This window comes from Paenibacillus woosongensis (genome assembly GCF_009725165.1).
Lineage (GTDB): Bacteria > Bacillota > Bacilli > Paenibacillales > Paenibacillaceae > Fontibacillus > Fontibacillus woosongensis.
Map to the genome: position 1 here is coordinate 775,450 of NZ_WNZW01000001.1, position 22,522 is coordinate 797,971.

20 protein-coding genes and 1 riboswitch are annotated in these 22,522 nt (G+C 51.4%); of the genes, 6 read left to right on the forward strand and 14 right to left on the reverse strand.

Annotated features, from left to right (window positions below):
• The gene (locus tag GNP95_RS03760) at window positions 1–603 is read right to left on the reverse strand and encodes an ECF transporter S component (protein WP_155609524.1); all 603 of its coding nucleotides are present in this window, start codon (window positions 601–603) and stop codon (window positions 1–3) included.
• Window positions 604–710: 107 nt separating this feature from the next.
• Window positions 711–823: riboswitch (TPP riboswitch) on the reverse strand.
• Between the two features lie 155 nt (window positions 824–978).
• Here GNP95_RS03760 and asd point away from each other — a divergent pair.
• Entirely contained in the window at window positions 979–1,794 is an 816-nt protein-coding gene (gene asd / locus GNP95_RS03765) for an archaetidylserine decarboxylase (RefSeq protein WP_155609525.1), read from the forward strand.
• Window positions 1,795–1,885: 91 nt separating this feature from the next.
• Here the strand turns inward: asd and GNP95_RS03770 are convergent, their stop codons facing one another.
• The 4 genes from GNP95_RS03770 to pdxR form a co-directional block, all read right to left on the reverse strand.
• Window positions 1,886–2,782: a DUF4097 family beta strand repeat-containing protein gene (locus GNP95_RS03770; protein ID WP_155609526.1), complete on the reverse strand. Its 897-nt coding sequence runs from the start codon at window positions 2,780–2,782 to the stop codon at window positions 1,886–1,888.
• 254 nt (window positions 2,783–3,036) lie between these two features.
• On the reverse strand, window positions 3,037–6,573 hold the full coding sequence (locus GNP95_RS03775; protein WP_196427056.1) for a glycosyl hydrolase 53 family protein: 3,537 nt from the start codon (window positions 6,571–6,573) through the stop codon (window positions 3,037–3,039).
• 471 nt (window positions 6,574–7,044) lie between these two features.
• Window positions 7,045–7,830, reverse strand: a complete 786-nt coding sequence (locus GNP95_RS03780; protein WP_155609528.1) for a helix-turn-helix domain-containing protein — start codon at window positions 7,828–7,830, stop codon at window positions 7,045–7,047.
• A gap of 58 nt (window positions 7,831–7,888) precedes the next feature.
• On the reverse strand, window positions 7,889–9,349 hold the full coding sequence (gene pdxR, locus GNP95_RS03785) for a MocR-like pyridoxine biosynthesis transcription factor PdxR (RefSeq protein WP_330163255.1): 1,461 nt from the start codon (window positions 9,347–9,349) through the stop codon (window positions 7,889–7,891).
• Window positions 9,350–9,478: 129 nt separating this feature from the next.
• Between pdxR and GNP95_RS03790 the strand changes: the two genes are divergently transcribed.
• From GNP95_RS03790 to GNP95_RS26015, 3 genes are all read left to right on the forward strand, one after another.
• A complete protein-coding gene (locus GNP95_RS03790; protein WP_155609529.1) occupies window positions 9,479–10,102 on the forward strand; it encodes a pyridoxamine 5'-phosphate oxidase family protein in 624 nt (207 codons plus the stop codon).
• Window positions 10,103–10,203: 101 nt separating this feature from the next.
• Window positions 10,204–11,499 carry an aminotransferase class I/II-fold pyridoxal phosphate-dependent enzyme gene (locus GNP95_RS03795; RefSeq protein ID WP_155609530.1) on the forward strand — a complete coding sequence of 432 codons (1,296 nt, stop codon included), beginning with the start codon at window positions 10,204–10,206 and terminating at the stop codon, window positions 11,497–11,499.
• 105 nt (window positions 11,500–11,604) lie between these two features.
• Window positions 11,605–11,730: a YjcZ family sporulation protein gene (locus GNP95_RS26015; protein ID WP_230873640.1), complete on the forward strand. Its 126-nt coding sequence runs from the start codon at window positions 11,605–11,607 to the stop codon at window positions 11,728–11,730.
• 80 nt (window positions 11,731–11,810) lie between these two features.
• Here the strand turns inward: GNP95_RS26015 and GNP95_RS03800 are convergent, their stop codons facing one another.
• From GNP95_RS03800 to GNP95_RS03820, 5 genes are all read right to left on the reverse strand, one after another.
• The gene (locus tag GNP95_RS03800) at window positions 11,811–13,040 is read right to left on the reverse strand and encodes an ABC transporter permease (protein WP_155609531.1); all 1,230 of its coding nucleotides are present in this window, start codon (window positions 13,038–13,040) and stop codon (window positions 11,811–11,813) included.
• Window positions 13,041–13,043: 3 nt separating this feature from the next.
• Window positions 13,044–13,790 carry an ABC transporter ATP-binding protein gene (locus tag GNP95_RS03805; RefSeq protein ID WP_330163256.1) on the reverse strand — a complete coding sequence of 249 codons (747 nt, stop codon included), beginning with the start codon at window positions 13,788–13,790 and terminating at the stop codon, window positions 13,044–13,046.
• A gap of 78 nt (window positions 13,791–13,868) precedes the next feature.
• Entirely contained in the window at window positions 13,869–15,314 is a 1,446-nt protein-coding gene (locus GNP95_RS03810) for a DEAD/DEAH box helicase (protein ID WP_155609533.1), read from the reverse strand.
• 137 nt (window positions 15,315–15,451) lie between these two features.
• Entirely contained in the window at window positions 15,452–16,228 is a 777-nt protein-coding gene (locus tag GNP95_RS03815) for an SDR family NAD(P)-dependent oxidoreductase (RefSeq protein WP_155609534.1), read from the reverse strand.
• 112 nt (window positions 16,229–16,340) lie between these two features.
• Window positions 16,341–16,802 carry a chemotaxis protein CheX gene (locus GNP95_RS03820; protein WP_330163257.1) on the reverse strand — a complete coding sequence of 154 codons (462 nt, stop codon included), beginning with the start codon at window positions 16,800–16,802 and terminating at the stop codon, window positions 16,341–16,343.
• 283 nt (window positions 16,803–17,085) lie between these two features.
• Here GNP95_RS03820 and GNP95_RS03825 point away from each other — a divergent pair, with 283 nt between their 5' ends.
• Both GNP95_RS03825 and GNP95_RS03830 read left to right on the forward strand, forming a co-directional pair.
• Window positions 17,086–17,988 (forward strand): LysR family transcriptional regulator, encoded by a 903-nt coding sequence (locus GNP95_RS03825; RefSeq protein ID WP_155609535.1) that lies wholly within the window; start codon window positions 17,086–17,088, stop codon window positions 17,986–17,988.
• A gap of 30 nt (window positions 17,989–18,018) precedes the next feature.
• On the forward strand, window positions 18,019–18,828 hold the full coding sequence (locus GNP95_RS03830; protein ID WP_155609536.1) for a histidinol-phosphatase: 810 nt from the start codon (window positions 18,019–18,021) through the stop codon (window positions 18,826–18,828).
• Window positions 18,829–18,958: 130 nt separating this feature from the next.
• On the opposite strand, the gene GNP95_RS03835 is transcribed toward GNP95_RS03830, so the two are convergent.
• From GNP95_RS03835 to nagZ, 4 genes are all read right to left on the reverse strand, one after another.
• A complete protein-coding gene (locus tag GNP95_RS03835; protein WP_155609537.1) occupies window positions 18,959–19,558 on the reverse strand; it encodes a GNAT family N-acetyltransferase in 600 nt (199 codons plus the stop codon).
• 21 nt (window positions 19,559–19,579) lie between these two features.
• Window positions 19,580–20,233, reverse strand: coding sequence for a potassium channel family protein (locus GNP95_RS03840; protein WP_155609538.1), 654 nt, complete (start codon window positions 20,231–20,233; stop codon window positions 19,580–19,582).
• An 87-nt stretch (window positions 20,234–20,320) separates the two neighbouring features.
• Complete coding sequence (locus GNP95_RS03845) at window positions 20,321–21,055, reverse strand: DUF1361 domain-containing protein (protein WP_155609539.1); 735 nt, start codon at window positions 21,053–21,055, stop codon at window positions 20,321–20,323.
• Window positions 21,056–21,189: 134 nt separating this feature from the next.
• Window positions 21,190–22,500: a beta-N-acetylhexosaminidase gene (nagZ, locus tag GNP95_RS03850; RefSeq protein ID WP_155609540.1), complete on the reverse strand. Its 1,311-nt coding sequence runs from the start codon at window positions 22,498–22,500 to the stop codon at window positions 21,190–21,192.
• Between the last annotated feature and the right edge of the window lie 22 nt (window positions 22,501–22,522).

The following is a 22,522-nucleotide window of genomic DNA, read 5'->3' on the forward strand; positions in this document are numbered from 1 at the left end:
TTAATCGTCCAGCGCCGCATAATCTTTATCCTCAACAGGACGCAGCAAATTGGTTACCCCCGTAGCCTCTACTGCCTTCACGATTGCATATGCCAAATATCCGCAAATCAGGGCAGAGCTGATGGCGCGCATGCCGTATTTGGCAATCAGCAGCCAGGTCTGATAATCCTGGATATATCCATAATAAATGTCCGGGATCAGCGAACCTACCGCTGCGGCTACACCCGCCAAAGCCGCCACCGATGCCGAATAGTTCTTGTAGCGGAATGCCGCGAATACCAATTCGGCGCCCAGCCCTTGGAGTACACTGTACATGACAAGCTGTATCCCCCACTCGCTGCCGAACAATATCGATACGTGCGCAGCGGCAATTTCAGCAATTAGGGCTACGCCAGGCTTGCGAATCAGTAAAAATACCAGCGTCGACGCCATAAACCACATGCCGTAGACGAGCTCATCCGCCTGCGGAAAAAACGAGAACAGATTATAAACCGCGCTCCAAAAATAATAAACTACTCCCAGGACGATTGAGACGAAAATCGTTACGAGCAAATCGCTCAGCTTCAGCCCCCGGCCGCCTTTTCTTTGTACTGCATCTTGCATTACCGTCATCTCCCCTTCTTCTTGCCTCTTTGAAATAGTATGGCTAAACAAAACAAAAAAACCGCTGGATATGCTCAGGCGGCTGTATAGGTTCATAGGCACGAAGAAACCTTGAACAACGGATTATCTACGCTGGCATTATCCAGATCAGATTAACGGTCAGCAGCGGATTATACTGCAATCTCAGCCTGATTCCTCTCAAGCTCCCGTATCACTATGCGATTGATTTAACCATACAACAAGAGATGCCGCAGTAGCAAGCTTTATTTAAATATTACAGCATCGTTGTTGATTTCATTTGTATTATATGTCAATATAGTCGGAAGTGGAAAACGGCAGCACCATTGTTCAGCATAGGAATTAGGGGGAACCAATTTGATCGCAAAATGGATGAAATGGATGACGGAGCTTACCTCCCGGAAATGGATCTCCCGGCTGATGGGCCGGTTCTCACACTCGGAAGCAAGCCGGCTTCTTATTCCTGCTTTCGCTAAATCCTATGGCATTCCGCTAGATGAAGCCGAAAAGGACATTAAAGAATACCGGACGCTGAACGAATTTTTCACGCGCAGGCTCAAGCCGGACATGCGCCCGATTCATTCCCTTCCGGAAGGATTGATCAGCCCCGTCGATGCATTAATTACTGCAATGGGAGAAATTCAGACCGGAACAATTCTAAATGTCAAGGGCCAGGACTACTCTTTGGAAGAACTGCTTAATTACTCTCCGCGCGCACATAGCTATAATCATGGCTTTTTCTTCGTATTATACCTTAGTCCGACCGACTATCACCGCATTCATGCCCCAATAACGGGAAGCAAGCTGGAGAGCGAGCATATAAAAGGAAAGGTCTATCCCGTCAATGACTTTGGAATGAGAAATATGCGGAAGGTACTCAGCCGCAATGAACGGCTGATCACATACATCTCCCACGACCTCGGAGAAGTTGCCGTAGTCAAAGTCGGAGCCATGAACGTAAGCAGCATTAAATATACGGATGCCGAAGCGAAGCACTGGAAACGGGGAGACGATATGGCTTATTTCGAATTCGGCTCAACCGTCGTTCTGCTGGTCGAGAACGATACATTTGAGCCCCTTCCTGAGCTTGCCCCAGGCTCTAAGGTCAAAATGGGAGAGCCTTTAGGGAGATTTCACACCGCAGGCAAGCGCTCCATGACAGCCAATTCTTGACTTGAAGAACCAGCTGCACTGCAATTTTATACATTTTCCGAGCAGGCCATCCTCTATAAGGATGGCCTTTTTAGCTATCTTAAGGCTAAAATTACTCCACCATTATTGAGCCAACTTGTGTTTGCAGCAGGATTTCTCCTCCGCCGCCATTGATCTGGCTCGTTCCTTCTGCAGCTCCGGTAATTTTCCCCACGTCGTTCTTAATCACAAGCGTGCATTCCACAGCATCGCCCAGGGCTGCATGGATATTTCCGATCTCCGTCTGGACATTAAGCTGGCCTTGGCCGCTCAATTCGGCTATGCTCACGTCAACGCTGCCCGTAGACGTTGCTACGGATGATCGCCCCGAAATACGGACATTATTCAATTTAACCTGCCCGATTTCACTGTGGATGCTATAGCTTCCTTTCAGGTCATGGAGCTCAATATTCCCGACCTCATGCCGGATATCATAGCTCTCTAAAACTTCCGGCACTTCTATCTCGTAATCGATCATGAAATCAGAGAACCCATATTTCTTTTCCGCCCATTTCCATAGACTCGAGTCAGGCTCATCCTTCGGATGCGTCACGATCCTCAATAGCTCGCCCTTATCAATCACGGATACCTCCGCTTGATCCAGTATACGCTGCCTGCTCTCCTGCTGAGTCGATTTCCCAAACCATACCACGGCATGAACGCGGATTTCCTCCCCGTCATAAGCGCTGATTTTTATATTGCCGACCGTATGGTCGACGCTAAGCCTTGTCGCCTTGCCCATCTGATGATACGCCGAGATTTCCCGGAACAACCCCGCCTCCTTGCTCCTTTGCCCCCACTTATCCGCAGCAGGAATGACCGATTGCTCCAGCGAACTTGCGGCCTGGACAATCACTTCATCGGATTTATCTTGAATACCGCAACCGGCCAGCATGGCCAGCGTTACTGCCGCCGCCGTCATCGTGATGGAATTCAGCCGGCTTCTGTGTTTATTTCTGATACGACTCATAATCCGTTCCTGCCTCCTATTGTTATCCTCCTGCACCTTGCTTAAGTACATTGTGTAAACCGGATATGTAAGTGATGATATTCCCTCATAGGTGCTCTCTTAATAGTAACCATTTATTTATTCGGCTCCACAGGCTGAAGACCGGAGTTAATCCCAGACCTGGGGCTAGGATGCGGGCTTCCCCAAGAAAGTCTGGGAAAAAGAGGCTAGCATCCATATGGATGCCAGCCTCTTTATAACAATGCTGTATAACGTTATTTCGTTACCAATTTATATATGATTTGCGACGCTTCGGCCCGGGTTAAGTAGGCTGCAGGAGCAAACTCCCCTTGGCCTCTGCCTTGAATCAGTCCTAGAGCATGAGCCGTATTTACCGAAGCTTGCGCCCAATCGGCGATTTGAACTGCATCTGCAAAGCTTTCCGCAGCTTCCGGCGTGCCCATGACTCCTCCCCGGAGCGCATAGGCCTTCGTCAGCATTACGGCCATCTCCTGTCTAGTCACCGGCGCATCCGGCTCATAAGTCCGGCCGTCACGTCCCTGGACGAGACCAGCTTTATAAGCCCCTGACAAGGAGGGGTAATACCATGCGTCCTGGGATACATCCGTGAACACATTCGTCGCTCCCCCCTGCTCCAGCTTCAACGCACGTGACAGCATGACTGCGAACTCAGCACGGCTAACCGAACGATCAGGCTCGAAGGAGCCGTTTGGCATTCCCGCAACGATTTGACGCAGTGCTAGCCCGGACACCGCCTCATGACCCCAGAATGTATCTGGAACATCCGCGAACCGCTTTGTAAACTCCAGTACGGCATATTTGCTGAAGTGGTGAACTGGTGCGCTCAATTCTCCGTCAGCCCAATGCCCTCCTGCAAACTCCAGCTTACCTTTGTCGGAAACATAGAAAATACCCGTTTGTTTGATATTCCGGGCCTCTTCCAGCTTGATCCGAATCGTCACCGGAGACCGGAAGCTCTTTAACTCCTTCTCCGTCCCTTCGCCGGTCAGCATGCTTAGCTTGAAGTCGTAAGCCTGACCAAGTAATTTGATCGTAACAGACTCATCTTGCAACGCTCCCCGCTTCAGGGCTGCTTCAAGATCTTTCTGTTCCACAGCCGCAATTTGCAGCGCAATTTCATAACCTGAGGCTTCGCTGCTCTCAATTAGCTGCTGTAGTACTTCCGCCGGAATATTCAGAGACAAACTTCCGTTTGTCAGCTCCAACGGACGCTTGCCAAGGAAAGCTACAGCCTCTTCGGTCAAAATGATCTTGTTCACGTCCTGAGCTACCGTCACCAATCCGGCCCCTGAACCATCGATGGTAATTTGCTCCGGCTTTATCGTCGCTTGACCTGAAGCAGGCTCTGATTTCACTAATTCCGACTTGCCTTCACCCGGTCTAGAAGCCGAAGCAGCTCCGCCTCCATTCCCTGGATTCGCAGGATTTGTTGGGTTCGTTGGATCAGTCGGGGCTGTTGGATCCTCCGAAGTCAGAACCAGCTCTATGTCATCGAAATACCCCCAGATATCCGCTGGTGCTTCGACCTCGATTCCGATTGTCAATTTACCGTCTTTTACTTCAATGTCTTCAATGAAGTACTGCATCCAATTATTCCATCCCCTATTGACCATGTCCACGCTGCGAATCAGCCCGCCACTATCTTCAGCAAACAGCTTCAGCACCGTTTCCCCGCCGCCTCCAGAAGCCCAGGCTTTCAGCGCATAGGTTCCATTCGGCAGATCGTTGATCGCTTGCGTCAACTTATAGGCATACGGCGAACCGTACCAATAATTGAAGGCATGGCTTCCAGAATGGGCATTGGCGGCGTTTTTCTCCACCTTGCCTGCCGCACTCGTACCGGACAGCTTCCAATAGCTCAGATCGCTGCTCTCAAAGCCGCCATTCTTCACCATATTCTCCTGAGCCAGTACCGTAATATCAATTTTGGCCTGTTGCTGCATGCCAGCTATCGTACCGTATACCGTAAATGTTCCTGGCGTTTGCAGCTGCGCTTCTGCAATACTGTCCCATGTTACGCTTTTCTGTAAAATCGACCCCTCGTTGTACAGCACCTTCACTGTCGATGGAAGCACTGGGACAGCTCCCTTGGATACTGTAATCTTATCGGCGGGATATACCAGAATCGGAAGAGCGTCAGTGATGCTTCCAGGCATGAATTGAAATACGTTCAGCGAATCCAGGGCATTGCCGTTATAATCGAACATGGCCTGATTCTCCCAGGCATTGCCCTCTCCCGATTTCCAGCCTACCCCTGGCAGCCAGGCCGGCTCCCAATAAAAGACTCCAAGTCCCTGATGGTCTCTTACATTCGCTACCGTGTTGAATACCGTTTCGATGACGAGTTTTTGATTTTCCACCGTGGCAGGGAAACCGGCGATATCCGTCTCACTCCGGTTAACGATATTGCCGTGGTTATCCCCGTTCTCGTAGGTATAAGCATAAGCTGTCTCTACGACAACAACCTGCTTGCCGTATCTTGCTACCAAGTCGTCGAGATTACTTTTCAAATCCTGGAAAGTCCCATGCCAGTATGGATAATAGGACAAACCGATAATATCGTAATCTACGCCGTGCGCCCTGATTTGATCAAAGAAGCTGCGGAATTTGCCATTGCTTCCGCCTTCCGCAAGATGAAGCATGATTTGGGTCTCATGGTTTGCGGGCGTCGTATCACGCACGGCTTGAATTCCTTGCTTCAACAACTCGGCCAGATTATCGAATCTGCTGGTCGACCCGTCAGGCAGCAGCATCCCGCTATTGATCTCATTGCCGACTTGCACCATATCCGGATAAGCATTTACCGCCTCAAGCTCCGACAATACCTCCGCAGTGTAGTCATAGACCGCCTGCTTCAAATCCGCAAAACTGTAGCTTTGCCAGGCGGCCGGTTTTACCTGCTGGCCCGGATCCGCCCAAAAATCGGAATAATGAAAGTCCACAAGCAGCTTCATTCCCGCCGCCTTAACCCGCTGCGCCATCGCTACGGTATGCGCCTTGTCATTGTACCCGTCCGCCTGAACGGGATCGTTCCAGACGCGCAAACGAACGTAGTTGACACCATGATTTTTCAAAATCTCCAGCAGATCCTTCTCTACTCCGCCTTCATAGTATTTGACCCCGATATCCTCTAACGCCTGCAGCGTAGAAATATCCACGCCTTTAATGAATTCATTCGGGTCAAACGGCTGGCCCTGCACCACTTTTACCAGTTTGATATCGTCAAAATATCCCCAATAGTCAGCCGGAGCGGCAACATCAAAACCGAAGGTTATTTCCCCTCCGGCAACCTCGATATTCCGAACGATGTACTGAGTCCAATTGTTCCAGCCCGTATTGACGATAGCCGTACTTTGGACAGAGGGGCTGCCGCCAGCGTCTTTTGTTTCGGCGAACAGACGCAAATCCGCGGCTCCATTTTCTCCCGAAGCCCACGCCCTTAGTTCATAGGTTCCGTCCTCCAGCCCGCCGATCGTTTGCGACAAACGGAGCTCATACCCGTGCGCGTCATACCAGTAATTAAAAGCATGGTTCCCGGTATGGGCATCGCCGGAACTGTTCTTTACCAAAGCCGCATAAGTGGCTCCGGTTACTGTCCAGCCCGTAAGGTCGCCGCTTTCGAACCCTGGATTGTCTATCGAAACTTCCACAGATGCCGTGCTTCCCCCCGCTGCTTCAGCCGTCTCATCCGAGCTGAACACGCCTGGCAGCGCCAGCAGCACAATCAAGAAAATGATGAACGGCTTTTGAATCGTTGGCATTGTCCTCATTGCTTTCCTTCCTCCCCGTACTGTATGTAGTTGCATTGAACATAAAAACGATCCGTGCCATGTTGCCCCGATGATCGTCTCTATGCCTTTATTGTAGTAGGATTAAATTAGAACGAGGATTCAGCGCGCCAACAAAATATAATACTATTTCTACGATATTAAGTTTATTTTCATCGAGAATTTGAACGTACGCTTGCGAAATATAAAAAAGCAGCCGGCTTCCGCAAGCCGCTGCTTCTATGATCAAGGTTATATTCAGCTATAATAATCAGAACCAAGGATATCCTTCATGACCGGATACCCGGATTCGACGTATGCGATTTCGAAAAATGTTGCCGCCAGCCGCCAAACACTGACGGCTGCGAATCCGCCGTCTCTGTCCCATTAAGAATCACCTCCTCCTAGCGCAAAGCTAAAATGATTTACCCGAAACGAAGACAGTTGAAACACATTCCCTTTTAAATTTTTCCCTTATCTGATTTCAGAAGGGCTTTTTCCAGTATGCTGCTTGAATTGGCGGCTAAAGAAAAAGATATCTTTATACCCTAGCGCATCAGCCACCTCGGTGACATTCATCCCCGCATGCAGCAGCAGGTGCTGGGCCCGGTCGATTCTTGATTTAATGATGTAAGCCTGAACCGGCATGCCGATCAGTTCCTTGAATTTCATGGAAAAATATCTTGGCGATAGCCCGGCGCGCGATGCCAAGCTTTCTACTTTATGCGGCAGGCCGGGGTGCTGCACAACGTAATTGGCGGCCTCCAGAATGATTTCGGCCAGCTGATTGCTGACCTTTTTCTCCACGGGAACATCTCGCTCCTCGCGCAACAAATGAATCAGCAGCTGCTTAAGAATCAGCTGGGCCTCTTGCTCGAAGGCGTACGCTTTAAGCAGGAAAAGGCGCACATAACGCGACAGCAAGTATTCGAAATCAAGCGTATCCTCAAGCTTGCGGTAAGGATTCGGCACCTCGGTAACGGGTTCGCTCAGGTCAAAATGAATATAGGTCAATACTAGCGGGCGCTGCGGATTATGCGTAGCGCTGGTATGGTCGCCGCGCCGGAATAAAAAGCAGCTTCCTTTGGCGACAGGGATCGGCTGGTCATTCAAAGTGACCGTACCTTCTCCGCTCCACACATAGAATAAATCGTAATTCGCAAGCGGCTTATCCCGTTTATGCCATTTCCAGCCCGGCTCGCAGACGATTTTGGCAAAAGCCGGTTTCAATATGATCGAGGATGGTGATACGTGGAGCATGTCCTTTCCCTCCTGAGTCAGAATATCCCTACTGCCATTTCTAGCTATATTATATCGCCTACTCGCGCCTGCTTAAAATAACTTTCCACACATCCGCCATTCGCCGGATTCCTTCCTTCATCTGCTCTTGATCCAGGTGAGCAAAACTGAAGCAGGCCGCAGGAGCTCCCGGGGCCAATTGGTAATCGGCAGTATCCCGGAATTGCACGCCGCCCGCGATCGCCGCTTCGCGAAATAGCTCGTAATCCTCCGCCAGGCCGCGCCAGCGCGCGTAAATGTGCAGGCCTGCATCCGAGGGATAGAGCTCAAACAGCTCCCCGGCGTGCTTGTGCATCTGCGCCCGGAACCATTCATGCTTCTCCCCATAGTAGCGGCGCATCCTCCGCAGATGGCGGGCATACTCGCCGCGCCGCATGAAGCGGGCCAGCGCACGCTGCTCCAGCCTCGCTGGCGATACCGGCTCGTATAGCGCCTTGGCGCGGATTGCCGGCTGGACGAGGCTGGGCGGCAGCACAGCGTAGCCGATACGCAGCGCGGCGAACATAGTCTTGGAGAAGGAGCCGACGTACACGACCCGTTCCTCGCGGTCGAGTGCCTTCAGCGGCTCCAGCGGGCGGCCCGCGAAGCGAAACTCGCTGTCATAATCATCTTCGATGATGACAGCGTTCCGCCGCGCAGCCCACGCGAGCAGTTCCCGGCGCCGCGCCGGGGACAGCACTGCGCCGGTCGGGAACTGCCGACCCGGCGTCACAAACAGCAGCCGCGCGTCCCAATCGCGCGGCATGATGCCTTCGCCGTCCACCGGTGCGGGGACGGCGATGCCTCCGCAGGCGGCGACGGCTCTGGAGATCCCCGTGTAACACGGGTTCTCCAGTACCGCCGGCTCGCCCTGACCCAGCAGAAGCTGGGTCAGGAGCGCAAGCGCCTGCATGGAGCCATTGAACAGGCAGATGTGCTCCGCATCTGCCGCAATGCCGCGGCTGCGCCGCAGATGAGCCGCGATCGCCTCGCGCAGCTCGATATCGCCAGCCGCGTCCTCGAGCATCAGAGCGGAGGCATCGAGCTCTTCCCGGACCGCGGCGGCAATCGCACTCTTCCACTCGGCAAGCGGAAATAAATCCAGAGAGGGGCCGGCGTCGGTAAATGAGATCATACCGCCCTTATCGGGGCGCGCCTTCTCCGTCACAAACAGCGGGCCAGATAGGGTACGTCCCCATGCCGACAGTTCGATCGCCGCGCCTCTGCGAGACTCCTCCGTTAGCCGGGGAGCCGCAACGGACACATACGTGCCGCTCCCCGCAGCCGACCGAATATAACCGTCGCCGTGCAGCATATCGTAGGCCTGGGAGACACTGCCTCGGGATACGCTATAAAGCGCAGCTAATTCACGAGTAGAAGGAAGACGGGTACCCTCGGGAAGGGTGCCTTCGTAAATGGCCTCGCGCAGCGCATGATAAAGTGCCAAATATTTATAGCGATACAGCTTGCTGTGCTTCTCCATCGGTAAAATAAAATCCACGGGTAACAACCTCTCTCCGTAAAGTGGACCAATAATTTTAATGTAAATTGGTTCTTTTTTATTGTCAATCGAGCCCCTAAACTAAGTGGAAACTGCTAATAGACAATAGTATGGAGGGAATATTGGATAATGAGAAGAAAAGAATTTTCGATGAGCGAGAACAAGCAGGAAATTGCCGAATTCCTGCGGGAGATGAGCTTCGGCTTTCTTGGAACTGTGGGCAGCGACGGCGCTTGCCGGGTTACACCTTTGAATTTTGTATATGGGGACGGCTATTTTTATTTCCACGGCAGCCTCGCCGGGGAGAAAATGAAGCATTTAAAGGCAAATCCGCAAGTCAGCTTCACGGTAGCCAAGGAATATGCGATCATTCCATCCTACTTCACTGATCCGCTGCTGGCTTGTCCAGCCTCCGCCTACTTCAAAAGCGTCATGGTTCGGGGGCATGCCGAAGCCGTAAGCGATTTGCGGGAAAAGGCCGATGCCTTCACGATGTTCATGGAGAAGCTCCAGCCGGAAGGCGGATACGAGCCTATCGTTCCGGAAGACCCGAAGTACGCCGGGCAATTGAAGGCGGTCGCATTGTTTCGTATCGTCCCGGAGGAGATCAGCGCCAAATTCAAATTCGGACAAAACCTGAATGACCATAAATTCGATAATGTTCTTCATGGGCTTAAGATGAGAGGCGGGGAGTTAGACGAGGAGACTGTAGAGCTGATGCATAAATACTGTCCTCATCATGCCGGGAGCTAAGATGAAATCCATCGACTCTAAACAGTCAAAGTGATATAATGTTAGGCAGTAAATTCGGAAGCTAACCATTATATCAAACTGATCGGAAGGATGATTGCGCAATGAATCCACTTGCGGAGCAGTTGAACGAAAGTCTTAAAGCAGGTAACGCCCATTTATACGATATGTTGTCCACGCTGGGCAAGGAGATTTATTTTCCGAAGGAAGGAATACTCAGCCAATCTGCGGAAGCCTCCAGCCTTGCAAAGAAGTTCAATGCCACGATCGGAATTGCCACGGAGAACGGCGGCCCGATGCATCTTGCTGTCATTCAGGACAACTTGTCCGCCTATAAGCCGCAGGATTTGTATCCCTATGCCCCCCCTGCCGGCAAACCCGAGCTTAGGAGTGTCTGGCGCGAGAAGATGATCCGCGAGAATCCTTCCTTGGACGGCAAAAGCTTCGGCAATCCCGTAGTAACCAATGCGTTGACGCATGGGCTAAGCATCGTTGCGGACCTGTTCGTTGATGAGGGGGACGCCGTGATTTATCCGGACAAAAATTGGGAGAACTATGAGCTAACTTTCGGCATCCGCCGTCATGCTAACATCGTCAACTATCCATTATTCACGGACGATATGAAATTCAACAGCGAGGGTCTCCGCGAGTCTCTTCTTGCGCAAAAAGACAAAGGTAAAGCCGTTGTTGTTCTTAATTTCCCGAACAATCCGACCGGCTACACGCCGGGTGCCAAAGAAGGAGAACAGATCGTCGCCGCCATCCAGGACGCAGCGGAAGCGGGCATTAACGTCGTGGTCGTGACGGATGACGCCTATTTCGGGCTATTTTTTGAGGACTCCTTGTCCGAATCCCTCTTCGGCAAGCTTGCCGGACTCCACCCGCGCATTTTACCGGTAAAAGTGGACGGCGCCACCAAAGAGGAATATGTCTGGGGATTCCGTGTTGGCTTCATCACCTTTGCAGCAGAGAGCAAGGAGGTTCTTGCGGCTCTGGAGCAGAAAACGCTCGGCATTATCCGGGCCACCGTCTCGAGCTGCTCTCACCCGTCGCAAACATTTATCCTTCACGCGCTGAAGTCGCCGGAATTCGAAGGGCAGAAGGAAGAGAAGTACCATATTATGAAAGGCCGGGCCAACAAGGTAAAATCCCTCCTCGACAGCGAAAAGTACGCTGATGTGTGGGAATACTACCCGTTCAACTCGGGCTACTTCATGTGCCTTAAGCTGAAGGGGGTTCAAGCAGAGGAGGTTCGTCAACGCTTGCTTCAGGAATATGGCGTCGGAACCATCGCCCTTGGCGATCACGATCTGCGCGTCGCCTTCTCCTGCATTGCCGAAGAGAATCTGGAAGAGCTGTTCGACATTATTTACAAAGCCGTACTGGACTTGAAAGGTTAATATCATGTTCTGTAATCTGCGCAATCGCCCAAGCATGCTAAGCCCCCGTGACATACAATACGATGTAGACATTTACATCATGTCAGTATAGAAAGGGGTATGTATATGAGCGACGGAGTAAGAGGCGGTTGTGGCGGATTTGGCCCTGGATTTGGACTGGGAACCAGCACAGGCGTGATCCTCGTACTATTTATTTTGTTAGTCATTGTGAGCCGTGCCTTTGTCATTTGATCTACAACTCTTTAAATGGAATACAGAACGCCCTGCAGCTGCAGGGCGTTTTGCGTTAAGCAAGACCTATTTAATTGCTTCTACTCATCCTCTTCCAGGCCGCTCCATTTCCGGGTCCAGTTCGCGCGAAGCAGCAGCACAAGCAGCATGCCTGCGGCCAGTCCGCCTAAGGTAATCAGCAGACTTGAACCGGAGCCTGCGGCAGCCGCGAACAGAGGCAGCCATAGAATAACCGCCAGAACAAACAGCAGCCGCGTAATCAGCCGCAGTACTTCCTTCATCCTTACCCCTTGCAGAATCGGATAATAGGAAGCAGCCGGAGAATCCCGGTGGACATAGCGAAGCGCGGAAAGCTGTGTGCCAATAATGAATATAAAGAACAGGTAAACCGCTGCCCCAACCCAGGAGTGTCCCGTCCAATATACGATTAGCAGCCCCAGCAGCGTTAAACGAGTAACGATGCCTAGCAGCTCACTTCTGACAAATGTCTTCGTCAGCAAATAACGATACGAGGTTCCCGGCTTCCAAGGAATCCGGTTCCCCGCCATTGAAAGCCAGCGGCGGCGAACGACCTTCTGTCCTTCCGCCGGAATCTCCACAAACCAGCCGAGAATCATCATCGTCCGGGCTGCTCCCGCCTTCTCGTTAGCAATCAAGTTCTCCCAAGCGACAGCATGCTTCATCGGAAAACGCAGGGCAAGAACGTAATTCGCACCCAGCAGCAGCATGAACAGCAGGCTCTTCCACCATTCGGGCAGCCAAATCCACGCCGCAAGCATCAGCAGAATAAAGCACCAGCGGAGCAGACGATAGCCTATTCTAGCCCGGGACGTCGAAATTCGAATCTCCTGCCAGGCTCCGTAGGCGCTTAGCACCTTCAGGAGCAGCAAAACAAGCAGCAGCGCCCATAACGGAACGGCAGCTTCCCCGCTTCTGGCATACATCGGCCATGCTGTAACGGCGATCAGAAAGAGTCCGAGCAGCTTGTAAATTACCCCGCTAAAATACGCCGGAGACAAGTATTGCTGCATTTTCGATTCCTGCGGCAGCAGGAAAACGACATCCGCCGGCTGCACATAGGTTCGAAACCCGGAATATACCGTCAGCGGCCCAAGCAGAAGCAGCATAATCCAGCGGACGGGCAAATCCGGAGGCAGCGCCTGAAGAAATGATGTGTACCATGCCGAGAATACAATGCACAATATAAGGAGCACGACCGCGACTCCACTTTGAAATACATAAGGCAAGTAAGGGATAATCTGACCCCAGAACGATGATTTGCGCCGGCTGCGCAGCGCCCTCAATTCCATTTCTTAATCCCCATCCTTGACCAAGGCATAGAACATATTCTCCAGCGATGCGCCCGGCATCTGGACCTGCTCGGCGATTTCATTCAGGGTCCCTTGGGCGATGACTCTGCCTTTGTGTAGTACGATAAACCGGTCGCAATAATTTTCAATGGTCGATAAAATATGCGAGCTGAGCAGAATCGAAGACCCGCTCTCTTTCATCTCCATCATGAAATCCAGCAGGGAGCGGATGCCCAGCGGATCCAGTCCCAAAAACGGCTCATCAATAATGTAGAGCGGAGGCCGGGCGACGAAAGCGCACATGATCATGACCTTCTGCTTCATACCTTTGGATAGATGCATCGACAGGCTGTCCGCCTTCTCCTCCATATGGAAGAGCTTGAGCAGCCGCTGTGATCGCTCCTCATAATCCTTCTGCTCCACATTGTAGGCTCTGGCCGCGAACTCCAAATGCTCTCTTACCGTCAGTTCTTCATACAACAGGGGCGACTCTGGCACAAATGCCAAAGAGGATTGATAAGCCTCTGGCTCCTCGCTGCGCGTCTTGCCTTGAATGACGACGCCGCCCTGATGAGGCGTCATCAATCCCAAAATATGCTTCATCGTCGTGCTTTTGCCCGCACCGTTCAGCCCGATCAGGCCGACCATCTCGCCAGGCTGCACATCAAATTGAATGTCATGCAGCACAGGACGACCGATGCTGTAGCCCCCGCTTAGTTCTTCTACCTGCAAAACGGGCGTTTCATTCACAACCGTTCCCCCCAATCCTCAATTCTTAACGCCTGATGCTTAATGCATCCATTTTCTTCACTACTGTTTACTTGATTCCTAATCTTTGTTCCGCTTCTCTTTCAGCCACCGGGGAGCGCCTTTGTTCTTGCGGTCCTGATCCCGGTCGTTTTTTCTCCCGCCATTCGTGCGGTTCCCTTTTACGGCTCCTGTGCCGGCCCGTTTTGCCCCTCCGGCGCTGCCGGAGGCACTCCCAGATACAACCTCTCTCCCCTCAGCTGCTCGTAAAGCTGGCGTTCGTTTGGCAGTCCCCTCTTTGGCACCACTATGTTTAGCGGTACCTTGTCCGGATAAGCCCGAAACCCGGCCTTTCCCTGGAGTGGCCTTGCTTCGCCCGCCGGAGGATGCATCCGGCTCAATGACTTTGCCAGCATACATCTCTCGAGCGGAAATCGTAATTCTCAGTTCCCTCGCAAATTTGCGAATAATGAACTCTTCTTTAGCGGAAATGATCGATACGGCCAGCCCCTTGCGCCCCATCCGGCCCGTTCGGCCAACGCGGTGCACATAATGCTCCGTGTCAGGCGGCGGATCAAGATTGACAACAAGTTCAAGTTCTTCGATATCCAGTCCGCGGGCTGCAATATCGCTGGCGATAAGAACGCGGATTTTCCCTTCGCGGAAACGGCGCAGCGTTGCGGCCCGCACCGTTTTGTCGGCATCTCCGTACAATGCTCCGGCGTTAAGGCCGACGTAATTGATCTTCGCCTCGACTTCGGCAATATTATCCGTATGATTAATGAACACGATCGTCCGGGACGGATCATAATGCCGGATGATTCGGCGCAGCATATCGATTTTATCGCGTTCCTCCGTCAGAAAATAAATATGCTCCAGGCTTTTGGCGGTACGCTGCTCAGGTTCGATACCGATCTCTACGGGGTCAGTCATCTCCTTTCCGGCCAGATTCCTGATTTCTCCATTGATCGTGGCCGACAGGAACAGCAGCTGCCGTTCCCTCAGCGTCCCCCGCAAAATATGTTCCACATCAGCTGTCCCGCCAAGCTGGAACATTTGATCCACTTCATCGACAACAACCATGCGCACCGTATGCAATTTCAGCTTGCGCAAAGCCAGGATCTCGCGGATTCGTCCCGGCGTTCCGACCACAAGCTGCGGGTGCTGCTTCAGCCGCTCCAGCTGCCGTTTGATCGCCGCTCCGCCAATCAGGGCTTGGACACCTACGCCCAGCGTCTCAGCATATTTTTCGGCTTCACGGTAAATTTGCATCGCCAGCTCCTGGGTCGGCGCCAGCACGATTCCCTGCAGCGTCTTCTCCGCGGTATTCATCTTTTGCAGCACCGGCAGCAAATAAGCCAGCGTCTTTCCCGTTCCTGTCTGTGACTGGGCCAGCACATCGCGGCCGCTCAGCGCTGCAGGAATGCTCTCCGCCTGTACTGGCGACGGCTCGTTAATGCCGTATTCTGCCAATCTAGACAACAGCGGCTCTTCGATACCTAATCCAGCAAAACTTGTCGTATTCATCTCTGTTCATCCTCACGTAAAAGTCATATCTTTCATTATATGCGATAACAGCAAATCCCACCAAATTCGCCATGATTTTTATTCCAGGCCCCGCAAGCCTTAAAAAAAAAACCGGCTGAATCCAGCCGGTCCAACTTCTATTTCTTATTTAACATCCGGTAGCTCAGCATATCCGCAAGACGCGGAAACAGCTGATAAAACTTCGCGCCCGCTCCGAAGGCCCATGGCATATTCACTTCCACCGGCCCTTTCTCCACGGCAGCGACAATCGCTCTCGCGACCCGTTCCGGCTTTAGCATAAGCCCTTTCACGTTGTTCACATAATGACCGGTAGGGTCAGCCAAATCAAAAAACGGAGTGTCGATCGGCCCTGGATTAATTGTTGTTACTTTAATGCCATATTCGCGGACCTCCTGACGAAGCGCGCTGCTGAAGCCCAGAACGGCATGCTTCGTTGCCGCATAGGCCGTCGATTTCGCTGTACCCAGCTTGCCCGCAAGGGAAGCGACGTTGACGATCCGTCCGGAGCGGACCTGCTTCATATAAGGAAGCACGGCCTTGGTGCATCTGACGACCCCCATGTAATTTACGTTCATCATGGCGGAAAACTCTGCAAGCGGCATTTCGTCGCAATATGTAAATTTGCCGTAGCCGGCATTGTTCAGCAAGCAGTCCACCCGGCCATACTGAGCGAAAATTTCTTGAAAACCGTCAGCCACGGACAGGTCGTCCCCTACGTCCATCGTCAGCAGCTTAAAAGAGCCTCGAAGCTCCGCTCCGATCTTCTCCAGCTTATCGTCCGAGCGAGCTGCCAGGATGACGTCCGCGCCCCGCTCCGACAGCATTCTGGCCGTCAAAGCTCCTATTCCGCTTGAAGCTCCCGTAACGACAACGACCTGATTGTTTAACGACATGGTTATCGTCCTCTCTCTTCCAAATAGATTGCCGGACAGAAATAAAGAACCAGCATCCAAAAATCACGCAATTTCAGAGCTAGTTCCCGGTTCCGTAAATTCTATTCTTATTCTAAGAGATCATGACTTGAATATCCAGTTCTCCGATGCCATCCATCAACAGTGGGATACATAAAGCTTTGCGAGGGGTTGCGTCATTCATGGCTGTGTCGGTCTTGATGACTTGAGGAGGAGTGATGTCGACGGCGTAGCCTTGGTTTGATAAAATCGTGCTGGCATTTCCACTGATCATGTTTCCAAGCTCTGAAATCGCACTTTGACCCATCTCGTCCATTTCGGTAAGAACAAATCCGCCCATCATGGCCGACACGATCCGCAAAGCAACCGTCTCTTGGAGACCAAATACGACCATACCGCTGTAGTGCCCGGTCATGCCGATTTGTATCCATATATGATCATGCTTCGGAATAATGTCCTTGACTCCGAGATTTCCAGTAGAAGGTGAAATCTGAATGACCTGCTCTATAACCGACCGTGCTGATTCCAGAAAAGGATTTATCACTTCCGCTTTCACTATTTATGCGCCCCTTTACACTTGGAAGTAATTAATTCATTACAAAAGTCCCGTTTTTTCACTTGTACAACATTATACTTTATTCCTACCAATAAGTCATTAAAAATCGAATAATGCAATTTGTTGGATTATACATTTTTATCCTCTCAGCCGTCGATTTCCAGGAGGGGCAATGCCTTGCATTGCGTTATGAAGGGATCATCCCCTATAATTAATGAAATGAACATGTTCGCCATCGTGGCATCAAAATAAGCTGGCAAACAGCTGCGAAAGGAGAGTTCGGATGAACATAAGCCAACTGGAAACGCTGCTTATGATTTCCAAGACCAAAAGTTTTCGCAAGGCGGGGGAAATGCTCAACCTGACTCAACCCGCAGTTTCCGCGCAAATCAAAAGCCTGGAGGACGAGTTCAATACAGTGCTTGTCGACCGCAATCAGCCTGTAAAATTGACCGATCGCGGACAGGTATTTCTGGAGCGTGCCGAGGCTATCCTTGATATTGTCGAAGAGCTGAAGCAGAAGCTGTCCGATATGGAGCATATCCCGCAGGGACATATCGTGCTAGGCACGACCACTTCGATCGCCATACAAATTTTGCCGCGGATTCTGTCCTATTTCCAAGATCAATTTCCTCTGATCAAAACGACGATTCAATCTATGCCCTCCTCGCAAATTTATCAAAATGTCGAGCAAGGTCTCGTTGATATCGGCATCGGCTATTTGATCGAGAATAATCCACAGGTTCATGCGTCCGTACTGTATTACGATACGTTCGCGCTCGTCGTATCTCCGCTTCACCCTTTGGCTCAGGCGAAATTCCCCACGCTGGACATGCTGAGAGAGGTTCCCATGATTATGCTGTCTCCAGATACCGTAGGCAGACGCTTCGTCGACGAGGTCTTCCGCAAGCATGCCATAGAGCCTGAAATCGTCGTGGAGCTGTCGAGCAGCGAGGAAGTGAAGCGGATGGTGGAAATCAATTTGGGCGCGGCGATCATTTCCAAGCAATCCGTGATGCGGGAGCTCCGCCAGGGTTCACTGTTCAACGTCCCCATCCCCGAGCTGGAAACGAGCCATCCTGTCGGCGTCATCTATAAATCAGGCCGATACATCAATTCGGCAATGCAGCAATTCCTAGGCGATTTAAAAGGCATGCCTGAAACCCATTTTATCGGTTCAGAATAACCTATTCTAATCTAAAAAAGGAGCATCAGCATGAAATTCGATCTGCACACCCACCACTTCCGCTGCGGACATGCCGACGGCAACATCCGCGATTACATCGAGGCTGGAATTAAAGAGGGACTGTCCGTTATCGGCATCAGCGATCATACTCCATATTTTGGCAGTCCGGAAGAGCAGCCATTCCCGAAGATTGCAATGGCGAAGCAGGAGCTTAGCAATTACGTCGAGGAAGTCCTTCAGCTTAAACGCGAATACGAAGGAAAAATCGACGTTCTGCTCGGAATCGAATCTGACTATTTCCCCGAGCATGCGGAAATCTACCGCCAAACGCTGGCGAAGTATCCTTTCGATTATGTCATCGGGTCGGTTCACAGTGTCGGTAATGTCAGCATTTTTAACAAAAATCGCTGGAAGAAGCTCAATGAGAAGCAGCGCGTCTCCGACAAAGAGGCCTATTACGCATTGATTCGGGAATCGGCCCGCAGCGGCATGTTCCAGATTCTCGGCCATATTGATGCCATGAAGGGCAACTATCCTGCATTCTCGGACATTCCCGCAGCCGAAGCGATCGATGAGACGCTTAAGGTCATTGCCGAGGAGGGCGTTGCCATAGAAATCAACACCTCTGGCAAGACGAAGCTGTCCGGAGGCTGGTACCCCTCGGACTCCATTCTGGAGAGAGCATTGCATTTCGGGGTCGAAGTCACCTTCGGATCAGATGCCCATGTGCCTTCCCGCGTAGCCGACGAGCTGGAGCTCGTTGCCTCCCGCCTCAAGGAAATCGGCTTCACAGAATGGGTATATTACAAAAACAAAACCAAACAAACTGTTCCGCTGTAAATTGTTCTGAAGGCAAAAAAAGAGAACCCATACGAACGGCGTTGGGTTCCAAAGACAAATATATTCAAAAGGGGGTCATGTATTAAGTGTACCCCCTTACTGTTAGAGAACGATCACAGTAATATTTCATTTATGTAACAAACCATGTAATTTGATAACCTAATTCGCAATATTCCCCCCGGTTTATCGCATACAGCTTAAGCATCTCTTCTTCCCCTCGTTTTCCCGATCCAGCCGGCACCGCTTTGACATAGGCCAGCCCGCATTTTTGCAGAACGCGCTCCGATGCAGGATTCTCCTGCGAACAGCGAGCTTCGATCCGGTTGAGTTCCAAGGATTCAAAACCAAAATGAATTAAAGATCTGGCAGCTTCCGTCGCGAAGCCCTGGCGCCAGCACGCCGGAGACAGCAAATAGCCAAGCCGGGCCTTGCCTTGGATACGATCCCATTGCTGCAGTGAACAGACCCCTATAATGCTGCGGGATTGCTTCGATTCTATAGCCCAATGGAGATCGCGGAGACCCTCGTAGCATGCCGCAAAATAACGGTACAACCGGGCCGGAAACAGCAAGGTCTGCGGCTCAAACGAAATCGTGCGCTGAACTAGCGGATCAATCATGTATTGGTGCAGATCCTCGCAATCTTCCGGCGTAATCCGGCGTAAGATGAGACGCGGACTTTCCAGAACGGGAATTCCTTCGCTGCACTCCCGTTTGGCGTGCATACTCATGCCTCCAGCCCCCTATATCATTTATAATCCTTCTTCTAATCCTCCTTCCTTGGATTCAGAATGATTAGCCGCTTCCGGCCCTTCCTTGAATATCTGCCGAAAAACGCCCAGCATGGATAATGCGTAAGCTACGGTTACGAAACTGAAGAACAGTTCCATAACAACGACCAGCCTGGACGTGTTGTCCGCCGGCATAATATCCCCATAGCCCGTCGTTGTGAAGGTAGCGGCGCTGAAGTACAGGAACGTAATCAACTGGGACAGCGTATCGCTGCCGATATTGTCGCCCAGGAAGCTCCCGCCCTTGAACAGCTTATAAATCGAGGTATATACAATGGTAAAAAATATAATACAGGACAGGGTAGCGGTACTGATGCGGATCACCACAACTTTGAGTCCTACCAGGTTATTTGCCGTATCCGCGATTTTTCGAAAAATGTAAAGAACATACAAAATGACTGAGCCTAGGACAAATAATACGATCAGTGCCCTAAGCGCCCCTTCTGAATGCAGCAGTAACGCGATATCAATCCAGCCGAACAAGTCCTCGAGGGATATGATTACGTAAACAACGATCGGCGCAAGCAATATAAAGCGGCTCGTGACCCTTTTGTTGAGTATGTACAGTATGCATACCAATGCAAGCATGCCCAGCACATTTAACCAAATCACCATGATTGCACGCAGCTCCCCCCTGGATAAGCCTGGTTTGTTGCATCCTACTAACCATTCATTACCCAGATGGAGGAGAATTGAGTACGTTTATCTGTTACTCTGCGATTGCTGGGCAATACCAAAATAATAAGCAGCCACATAACAGAATAGAGTAATCAAGAATATCCATTTGCAGAACCCGATCGCATGCCGCAAATATTCGAAATCCATCAAATATATGATTGTTTCGCCTACGATACGTACAGGGTCTTGAAGCACATCCCAGCTATTCCAGCGAATGAATCTTCCTATGTATACGCCAAAGCTGCTAAGCAGCAAAACGGCAATAGCGAATATCCAGCCCATAACCGTTCCCAAATATTTGCGCACGAGCGCATGAACCGATGCTAAAGAGGCCGTGGAAATGGCCAGCCCGAGCATTGCGGCGAACAGTATGGTAAATAAATGATCCCAGAACAAATTTTCCTCCCAGAACCGAATTCCCATACCGGCAGAAATAGGATAGCGGTAAAACGGATGCAGCAGATCCGTCATCAAATAAGCGGCATTGGGATAGAAAAACAGCCACAGCAGCCCGACCCCAAGGAACAGCAACAACTTCAGCATCTTTCCCCTCAGTAAACTGACCATATCCAGCACGATCGCCAGGCCAAGTGGAATCCATGCCAAAAACGTGTTCCACAGCATAAATAAATACGGAGGTCTCCCTCCTTCCGGCAGCTGCGTAAGCACGACATATCTCATGCCGATCAGTGTGGCGATAAACAGAATCAGGTACAGTATCCATTTGCTCGGGTATCCAAGCGCTCTCCAATCATGCAATTGTGATGCCTCCTCCTGTCCAAACACTTTCCTTAAGCCAGGTTATGTCCTGTCAGGCTATAGACGTTCAGCGAAGCTGGAAAGTTACAATGGTTGACATGCCAGCGCCTGGTAAAAATAGGGCAAGGAGGGCGTCATTTGACTGTCTTGATTTTATATTTGGTCAAAATATCCGTGATCTCTTCGTTAATAGCCTCGACATCAGGGCCGGAGGCCGGATCATCCTTCAGTCCGTACTTCTCTTTCAGCTTCAAAATCGTGTATACCCGTTCGTCCAGCACCTCTGCCGGAATATCTCCGTGCTTGACGGCCGCAGTCAGGGCATCGATTACCGCGAGCTGCCGTTCCCGCTCATGTCCAACTAGTACGATATTGCCCCCGCCTTGAATGAATTTCACGGCCGCCTCTCCGATGTCATAGTGCTTTACGATCGCTCCCATCGTCATATCGTCAGTCACGACAACGCCTTCGAAGCCCAGTTCCTCACGCAGCACATCGTGGATGACCGCTTTAGAGAATGAAGCGGGCTGTTCGGCATCAAGCTTTGGCATCAGCAAGTGAGCGACCATCACGACGTCCGCCCCTTCTTCAATCGCTTTAGCAAAGGGCACAAGTTCCAGCTTCCGCAGCCGCTCCATATCGTGCTCGACCACAGGCAAGCCCAAATGGGAGTCCACCGAAGTGTCGCCATGCCCGGGAAAATGCTTGACCACAGGAATGACTCCCTCCTGCTTGATCCCTTGCAGCATGGCAACCCCCATTTCGCTGACGGTCTTTGCGTCATTGCCGAATGAGCGGCTCCCGATCACCGGATTATCCGGATTGCTGTTGATATCCATTACAGGGGCAAAGTCCATGTTCAGCCCGAATCCCGCCAGCTCTTTGCCAACTATCGTTCCGAGGCCGGAAGCCAGTTCGGCGCTGCCGGAAGCGCCGATGGTATGCGCAGCGGGCAGCACTTGGAATTGCTCGGGCATCCGGGAAACCCGGCCTCCTTCTTCGTCAACGCTGAGCAATAAGGGCACCCTGTTATGCGCATTCATTTTCTTAAGCTCATTGAAGAAAGCGACAGCCTGCTTGGTATCGCTAATGTTGTTCTTGTAGAAAATAAATCCGCCAACATGGTAGGATTCAATGAATTGGCGAGCCGTATCATCCGGTGCCGTGCCTTCCACGCCGACTATAACCAATTGGCCGATCTTCTCCGCCGTACTTAGCTGTTCCAGCATGTCCCGGACAGAATCCTCCTCCTGTCCTTGATTGTTATTATTGCCGCTCTCCTGCGGATTAGCTCCGTTCTCAGGCTGCTGGACATGCTCCCCGGATTGCTCGGGCGCCTCCGAGCCCTGATTGGCATTTGGGGCTTGCTTTGGCGCGCAGGCTGCCGAAATGGCAAGCATAAATATGATTATGGCCATTAAGGTTATACGCATCACATGCTTCATGGACCTTGCCTCCTGTCTGTTC

Excerpts from the sequence above, each read along its gene's own strand:
- GNP95_RS03760 (WP_155609524.1), bottom strand. The coding sequence starts at position 603 with ATGCAAGATGCAGTACAAAGAAAAGGCGGCCGGGGGCTGAAGCTGAGC.
- GNP95_RS03770 (WP_155609526.1), bottom strand. The coding sequence starts at position 2,782 with ATGAGTCGTATCAGAAATAAACACAGAAGCCGGCTGAATTCCATCACG.
- GNP95_RS03775 (WP_196427056.1), bottom strand. The coding sequence starts at position 6,573 with ATGAGGACAATGCCAACGATTCAAAAGCCGTTCATCATTTTCTTGATT.
- GNP95_RS03780 (WP_155609528.1), bottom strand. The coding sequence starts at position 7,830 with ATGCTCCACGTATCACCATCCTCGATCATATTGAAACCGGCTTTTGCC.
- GNP95_RS03790 (WP_155609529.1), top strand. The coding sequence starts at position 9,479 with ATGAGAAGAAAAGAATTTTCGATGAGCGAGAACAAGCAGGAAATTGCC.
- GNP95_RS03795 (WP_155609530.1), top strand. The coding sequence starts at position 10,204 with ATGAATCCACTTGCGGAGCAGTTGAACGAAAGTCTTAAAGCAGGTAAC.
- GNP95_RS26015 (WP_230873640.1), top strand. The coding sequence starts at position 11,605 with ATGAGCGACGGAGTAAGAGGCGGTTGTGGCGGATTTGGCCCTGGATTT.
- GNP95_RS03800 (WP_155609531.1), bottom strand. The coding sequence starts at position 13,040 with ATGGAATTGAGGGCGCTGCGCAGCCGGCGCAAATCATCGTTCTGGGGT.
- GNP95_RS03810 (WP_155609533.1), bottom strand. The coding sequence starts at position 15,314 with ATGAATACGACAAGTTTTGCTGGATTAGGTATCGAAGAGCCGCTGTTG.
- GNP95_RS03815 (WP_155609534.1), bottom strand. The coding sequence starts at position 16,228 with ATGTCGTTAAACAATCAGGTCGTTGTCGTTACGGGAGCTTCAAGCGGA.
- GNP95_RS03825 (WP_155609535.1), top strand. The coding sequence starts at position 17,086 with ATGAACATAAGCCAACTGGAAACGCTGCTTATGATTTCCAAGACCAAA.
- GNP95_RS03830 (WP_155609536.1), top strand. The coding sequence starts at position 18,019 with ATGAAATTCGATCTGCACACCCACCACTTCCGCTGCGGACATGCCGAC.
- GNP95_RS03835 (WP_155609537.1), bottom strand. The coding sequence starts at position 19,558 with ATGAGTATGCACGCCAAACGGGAGTGCAGCGAAGGAATTCCCGTTCTG.
- GNP95_RS03840 (WP_155609538.1), bottom strand. The coding sequence starts at position 20,233 with ATGGTGATTTGGTTAAATGTGCTGGGCATGCTTGCATTGGTATGCATA.
- nagZ (WP_155609540.1), bottom strand. The coding sequence starts at position 22,500 with ATGAAGCATGTGATGCGTATAACCTTAATGGCCATAATCATATTTATG.